This is a genomic window from Chamaesiphon sp. OTE_8_metabat_110 (genome assembly GCF_031382685.1).
In the GTDB taxonomy this organism is placed as follows: Bacteria; Cyanobacteriota; Cyanobacteriia; order Cyanobacteriales; family Chamaesiphonaceae; genus Chamaesiphon.
In genome coordinates, this window is sequence record NZ_JANMZA010000547.1 from 1 (window position 1) to 4,426 (window position 4,426).

Consider the following 4,426-nt stretch of genomic DNA (forward strand, 5'->3'; position numbering starts at 1 on the left):
CCAAAAGAGTTTGAGCGATATAGTTGCCAGAGGTAATGGTAATAATTGCCCCGATCTCTGAGTAACTTCTATCCAAACGATCGAGGAATTTTATGATGTCTCAAATTCAACTTTACAGTGCAATTCTTTGTCCTTTTGCCCACCGAGTGCGGTTAACATTGCTAGAAAAAGGTGTTCCCTTTGAGTCGATCGAAATCGACCCCCAAAATAAGCCTGCTAACTTTCTGGAAATTTCGCCTTATGGTAAAGTACCCGTCCTCAAACATGGCGATAACTGCGTCTGGGAATCGGCGATCGTTAATGAATATCTAGAGGAAACCTTTCCCGATCCGCCACTGTTACCCACCGAGCCGATCCAGCGGGCACGGGCACGGATTTGGATTAATTTTGCCGATACCCGCTTGTATGCCACTACCGGAAAACTGTTACACGGTCGCGATTCACGCCCAACGGCGTTATTAACAGAACTGACCGAGCATTTACTATTTATGGAGCATGAGGGTTTGCGTAAAAATCCCGCTAGTATGCCCTACTGGCTGGGGACGGAGCTGAGTCTGGTCGATTTGACTTTTTACCCTTGGTTCGAGCAATTAGCCGTGCTGGAGCATTTCCGAGGCTTTGGGTTGCCATCTGGACTAGATCGACTTCAGGAGTGGCAAGCAGCATTAGCCCAGCACGAAGCGGTGCGATCGATCGCCAATTCGCCAGAATTTTATCTCGAACACTATGGACGACTAGCTCAAATGATGTTCGATCGTCAGTAACTCGAATAGATTAAATTTGAGAAGCTGAGTAAAACCTGTCCTCGATCGGCTTTAAAGCTATGACATTTGAATTCGACCATTTATTTATTTGTACCGATATTGGTGCTCCAGAAGCCGATCGTTTAGTGTCGCTCGGTTTAGTGGAGGGAAGAGCGAACACCCATCCTGGGCAAGGTACTGCCAATCGCTGTTTCTTTTTCCATAACGCAATGTTGGAATTTCTGTGGGTTTGCGATCCAGAAGAGACAAGATCGGAGCTAATTCGCCCGACTCATCTGTGGGAGCGATGGGCACATCGGCAAGATGGAGTGTGTCCATTTGGAGTATGTCTGCGATCGACGACAACCGATGAGGACAGCATTGCCTTTCCCCATTGGGAATATCGTCCGCCTTATTTGCCCGAACCATTGAGTATTGCGGTTGGGACGAATAGCGACGTGCTAACCGAGCCGATGCTCTTCCAGACTCCATTTGGTAAACGTCCAGATCGATATCTTCCGGAAAAGGCACAGCCGTTAGAGCACTCGATCGGTTGGCAGGAAATAACCCGCGTAGAGTCGATCTCTCTTACCGCAGATCGTCCGTCACCAGCATTGCAAGCGGCGATTCGGCAGAGCCGACGCTACGCGAACGATACCGCTCGGATCGGACTGCGAGTAGGAGGAGAATATTGCGTGGAGCTTGGGTTCGATCGAGAGATCCAGGGAAATCGGGTGGATTTTCGGCCTGAATTACCTCTAGTTGTAAATTGGTAGGATCGCCATGCAAACATCCGAACCACTGGAGAACCCAAAGATATTTATAGAGGTTCCCACAACCACAGAGCAACTGGATCGAGTGCGTACCTTGATGCGCGCCTTTATTGTCTGGCACCGCCACCGCTACGTAGAAGACATAAAACTCATCGATGAGTACTTTGACGCAACTGCATTTGAGGAAGAACTCGCCTTGTTACCTGGCAAGTACGCCCCACCACATGGAATGCTCATGCTTGCGTTCCATGAAGATATTCCGGCTGGCTGTGTTGCAGTGCAGGAAATCGATCCTCATACCTGCGAAATGAAGAAAATGTTTGTCTACACGCATTTACGCGGCAAAGGTGTTGGCAAAGCACTGGCACAAGCATCGATCGATCGTGCCCGTGCGATCGGATATCGATCCATACGCCTAACCCCTGGCTTCCGACAATACGAGACAAAGGCTCTCTATCACAGCTTAGGCTTTAGAGTCATCGAACCGTACTACGAGTTGCCAGAGAAATTGCGGAACTGGGTTGTATTCATGGAGCTGAATCTTTAACGGTGGATGCTCGAAAAGCTAGCCGAATCGTGTCGAGTAATGATGTTCGATCGCACCACTGAAAAAATCTTAACCTTGAAGACCTACCAATTCAAACTTAGCCCAAATAATCGAGGCATGATATGAAAACTACAGCAGTTGAAGACGTTTTAAAGTTTTGGTTTCCCAGCCTACCGGATAGCGATCTAGCAGCACGAGTGCGGCAGTTCGATTGGTGGTTTCGTGGCGGTGGCGATGCCGAGATCGTCGCACGTTTTTCACCCCTATTAGAACGCGCGATCGCAGGCGAACTCAATGATTGGACACGGGAGCCGCGATCTCGACTCGCGCTGATTCTGATTCTCGACCAGTTCTCGCGGACGATCTATCAGGGTACCGATCGAGCATTTGCCCAGGATGAAACAGCTCGCGCCCTGACAATCTCAGGCATCGAACTCGGTCACTATACCGCTCTAGAAACCCCCTGGGAGAAAACTTTCTTCTTTCTACCGCTGGGTCATGCCGAGCAGCTCCAACACCTAGAAATGTCAGTCCAACTGGCAGATGCGCTGGTGGATGAGTCCTTACCAGAGTATCGCTCGTTGCTTGAATTCTCTGCCGCTCAAGCACGCCGCCAACGCGATGTTGTCGCTCGGTTCGGTCGTCAGCCCCATCGCAACAAGCTACTGGGACGAATTTCGACCCCCGCCGAACTAGAGTATTTAGCCAGCGGACAGCTCGTACATAAACAACCATTTCCACCCGATCTCGCACAATTTCTGATTCGGCATTAGTTCCATTTTCCGTTTTTCCAATCGCCTTGTAACCATTTGCATCCATTGGCAAGCATCTCTGCGCGCGGCTGCGCCAATGCAAACGGAACGAGCATCGATCTCTTACCTAAAAGATGTTGAGAACAGAGACCGATCTCAATTTACACCACTCGAATTTAAACAAATCTAAATACAGGAATGCCACTATTATGTACCGCTGGATTCAGGGTACGCTAGTTTTGTGCTGCTCGATCGCACTATGCGAGCTACCCACCTTCGCACAGCTACCGCCTAGCCCAACTAATAATTCAACTTTAACAGAGCCAACACCATCATCAGTTATTACCCTTAAATCGGGGGGAATCCTGCGTGTAAAAGTCGATCGATTGCCAGCTCAAACAGAAATTGCTGTATTTTTAGGCGATCTCGATATCACTTCTCAAATCCAACGAGAAGGACAAGAATTAGTCTATAAATCCACTCTTTTACCCCTACCTGTTGGGGAGCAAACACTCACAGTTTATCGCACCACCACACCCGATCGGTGGGAACCTGTCGCGACTTTCTCTGTTAAAATCGCACCCAACAACAGCCAAGTAGCCACCCAAACCGAAGAATCTAGTAAACCCTCAACTTCAACAACAACCCCAGCACCCAGCCCCAATCCATCATCTAAACCTGATTCGACACCTGCAAATCCCATCGATTCTAAATCCCCAACTGCTACGACACCCCCGCCAGCCGGATCGACACCTGCAACAACTTCAGCCGCTGCTACACCCCCCGAAACCCCCATTGGTTTCAGCACCAAACTCAACGTCAACATCAAATCCCAACTTGCCGAATCCCGCAGTCCCGATGCGGGTGTTTCCCCTCGCCCGACATTCCTAGATGCCGCCTTCACTGGCGAACTATCCGCCCTGTATCCCATCGGTACGGGTAAATTACAAGGCAAAGTCAACCTCGTCGGGACTACCTTTAAGCCAGAAGCCCTCCGCTTTAATGAACTCCAAGAACGCGCGTCGCTTGTAGATTTGAGTGCCTACTCGATCGATTTTACTGACGGCGATAATAAGGTGGCAGTTGGTAATGTCTGCTTTGGCAACAATCCCTTACTCGTCAGCAATGTCTGTACTAGAGGAGTCACAGCCAATCTCAAACTCAATAATTTCGCCGATCTCAGTATCGGGCATCTCAGCACCACCGCGATCGTTGGTTTCGATAATATCTTGGGGATAGGAGAGAGTAATAACAACCTTACTGGAGCCACCCTCGGAATGCAAGTGGCGAATAATAACTCTGGCGGCGTGCGGCTGGAAACTACCGTGATGAATGGTTCTCGCTTACCCGTCGCCAATTCTAACGTCGGTGAAGTCGTCGATGCCGAAGCCAGCGATGGGATCGGCTTCCGAGTTATCGCCGCTAACGATAACGGACGCTGGAAAGCCGATGCTGGCTTTGCCCGCAGTACCTTTACGGCAGGTGGAGCCAGCGATCCACAACTCACTGATGAGACAAATGCTATCGCTCTACAACCCGTAACTAAAAATGCCTGGTATGCCGAAACTAGCTACGATATTCTCAAGGATGTCAAACTAGATGATAAGCGCA

General features: G+C 49.6%; 4 protein-coding genes and 1 pseudogene. All 5 read left to right on the forward strand.

Annotation, left to right across the window (positions count from 1 at the left end; all coding sequences use genetic code 11):
- Nucleotides 1–95: 95 nt before the first annotated feature.
- Complete coding sequence (locus RMO52_RS19785) at nt 96–764, forward strand: glutathione S-transferase family protein (RefSeq protein WP_396135059.1); 669 nt, start codon at nt 96–98, stop codon at nt 762–764.
- 59 nt (nt 765–823) lie between these two features.
- Nucleotides 824–1,519 carry a VOC family protein gene (locus RMO52_RS19790; RefSeq protein ID WP_310417683.1) on the forward strand — a complete coding sequence of 232 codons (696 nt, stop codon included), beginning with the start codon at nt 824–826 and terminating at the stop codon, nt 1,517–1,519.
- A gap of 94 nt (nt 1,520–1,613) precedes the next feature.
- Entirely contained in the window at nt 1,614–2,063 is a 450-nt protein-coding gene (locus RMO52_RS19795; RefSeq protein WP_310417689.1) for a GNAT family N-acetyltransferase, read from the forward strand.
- Between the two features lie 122 nt (nt 2,064–2,185).
- The gene (locus RMO52_RS19800) at nt 2,186–2,836 is read left to right on the forward strand and encodes a DUF924 family protein (RefSeq protein ID WP_310417686.1); all 651 of its coding nucleotides are present in this window, start codon (nt 2,186–2,188) and stop codon (nt 2,834–2,836) included.
- 188 nt (nt 2,837–3,024) lie between these two features.
- A pseudogene (locus tag RMO52_RS19805) lies at nt 3,025–4,426 on the forward strand (hypothetical protein); the annotation flags it as partial.